The following is a 2,225-nucleotide window of genomic DNA, read 5'->3' on the forward strand; positions in this document are numbered from 1 at the left end:
CCGCACTTCGCCCAAGTGAAGGTTTTGTCTTCTGATAATTTTTCTATTTTCCCTGCCTACCTGGGAGTTTCCCAGACCCCCATGCCAGAAAGATGAGCGATTCGCTATTTTATTTAACTGTTTGTGTAACTTGAACCATAAAGTGGGAATAGTAGAATCATAAAATGGGACAGTTTAAACTCTAAAAGTCAGTAAATTCGTCAACTAAATTTTTGACAGGGAAAAATTGTTGAATCATAAAATGAGACTTTTACTAAAAATAGAAGCATAAAGTGAGACTAAATAAGTTAAAATCTGCTTAAAAAGAACAGCTTTCCGAGAGCAAAAGTGCCATGCTGAACAGCTCACAGTTTCGTGATTGGTGTCTCAAGCTTCAATTCAGGGAGTCAACAAGAGAACAAATCCAACAAATTCGCTCTTCACCGCCCTCTCGGAGAGTACAAAGTCGGAGAGGAAATGTTAGTGGTCGCTATCCCAGTCAAAAAATGGGGGTGACTATTCAATTTGAAAGTCATCTTTCTGGAAGATTACTTTCGAGCTTCTACAGAGTTAGACACGCCAATATCTAACCAAGAAAAAATTATGGGGTTAGTAGCAACGCAACCAGGAATAACACTATCAAAGCTACTGGAATTGCAATTTAAGCCCGACGAAATTTACAGGCTAATCGCGACCAAGAAACTCTACGTTGATTTGAGTGCTGCGGATTTAGCCAGCGAAGCGAAAAAAGTTCAACTCTTTCTTTCTGTTGAAACAGCCTATTCAATTCCCCAACCAATTAAATCAGAAAATTTTGGGGACACAAACAACCAGATATTGGTCAAACCAACTGTCGGAAGTCAGATAATTTGGGATGGAATTGATTGGCGAGTTCTCAACTTGGGTTCGACAGAGGTGACATTATTAAATTCGCCACAAAATGTCATTAACTTATCGATTACAGTTTTTGAAGAATTGATAAGCTCAGAAAAAATCACTGTAATCAGTAATAAAACTCAGAACCAGAGCCAGATTTATTCAGAAATTATTGATGCTAGCGAGTCAGATTGTGCAGAAGCAAATCGACGTTATCGGATCGTTGCACCTTACCTTATCGGCTCTTCTCCTAGAAATAAAAACGTTCCTAGAAGTAGCTTTTATCGTTGGATTCAAAGTTGGAAAGAAGCCGAACAAACAAAAGGTTACGGCTATCTTGGTTTGCTGCCTCAAAACAGCAAAAAAGGTAATCGACAATCAAAATTACCTACCTTGACCCTGAAACTGATGGACGAATATATTGCCCAGGACTATGAAACTTACAAACAGAAAGGCAAAAGAGCAGTATATGGAGCTTTAGTTAATGCTTGCCAACAGCAAAACACCACCGTTCCCAGCTATAAAACTTTTCTCAAATTTTGTAATAGTAGACCTGACTACGAACAAACAAAAAAACGTCAGGGTTCTCGTGCTGCATACAAATACGAACCTTTTTACTGAGAATTAGAATTTACCACACCGCGACATGGAGACCGTCCTTGGGCTATTTGCCATCTAGATCATACCCAGCTAGATATCGAATTAGTTTCCTCGAAAACTCAAGCAATATTAGGTCGTCCTTGGGTAACTTTCGTATCGGATGCCTATTCTCGGCGGATTTTAGCTCTTTATCTAACTTTCGACCCTCCATCGTATCGTAGTTGCATGATGGTGATGCGAGACTGTGTTCGTCGTTCTGGGCGTTTCCCTCAATGTTTGGTAGTGGACGGCGGAAAAGAATTTAGTAGCATTTATTTTGAAAGGCTACTGGCAATGTATGAATGTACCTCAAAAACTAGACCAGGGGGGAAACCACGTTTTGGTTCTGTGTGCGAGCGTCTTTTCGGAACTGCCAACACCATGTTCATTCACAATTTGGCAGGTAATACACAAATTACGAAAAACTCTCGTCAGGTTACGACCGCTGTTAATCCACGTCGTCATGCAGTTTGGACATTGGAAAGTTTATATCAATATTTATTTCACGAAGTCAGAAATCTGAAGTCGTGATGTCAGTCGTTTTACCTCTGAGGCGAAGGAGCGAGGATTCAATACTTGAATATATTTTGTTTCTCTTCGCCTAAAAATGGCGAGCGGGCGACATGAACGCCTGGGAAACCACAGGCGACGCGCCCTTGCCTTTAGACCAACTTCGGGCTTGATCTAACTCCTGACTCCTGACTCTATCCTCCTGACTTCAGCCCGAAGGG

General features: G+C 40.9%; 3 protein-coding genes. All 3 read left to right on the top strand.

Annotated elements, in window-relative coordinates:
- The first annotated feature begins 332 nt into the window (after positions 1-332).
- The 3 genes from H1P_RS32855 to H1P_RS32865 all read left to right on the top strand — a co-directional run bounded on the left by H1P_RS32855 (position 333) and on the right by H1P_RS32865 (position 2,025).
- Positions 333-569 (top strand): hypothetical protein, encoded by a 237-nt coding sequence (locus H1P_RS32855; RefSeq protein WP_144875623.1) that lies wholly within the window; start codon positions 333-335, stop codon positions 567-569.
- A gap of 13 nt (positions 570-582) precedes the next feature.
- A complete protein-coding gene (locus tag H1P_RS32860; protein ID WP_144875626.1) occupies positions 583-1,476 on the top strand; it encodes a hypothetical protein in 894 nt (297 codons plus the stop codon).
- 213 nt (positions 1,477-1,689) lie between these two features.
- Complete coding sequence (locus tag H1P_RS32865; RefSeq protein ID WP_144875628.1) at positions 1,690-2,025, top strand: hypothetical protein; 336 nt, start codon at positions 1,690-1,692, stop codon at positions 2,023-2,025.
- Positions 2,026-2,225: the final 200 nt, after the last annotated feature.

Source organism: Hyella patelloides LEGE 07179 (assembly GCF_900659865.1).
Lineage (GTDB): Bacteria > Cyanobacteriota > Cyanobacteriia > Cyanobacteriales > Xenococcaceae > Hyella > Hyella patelloides.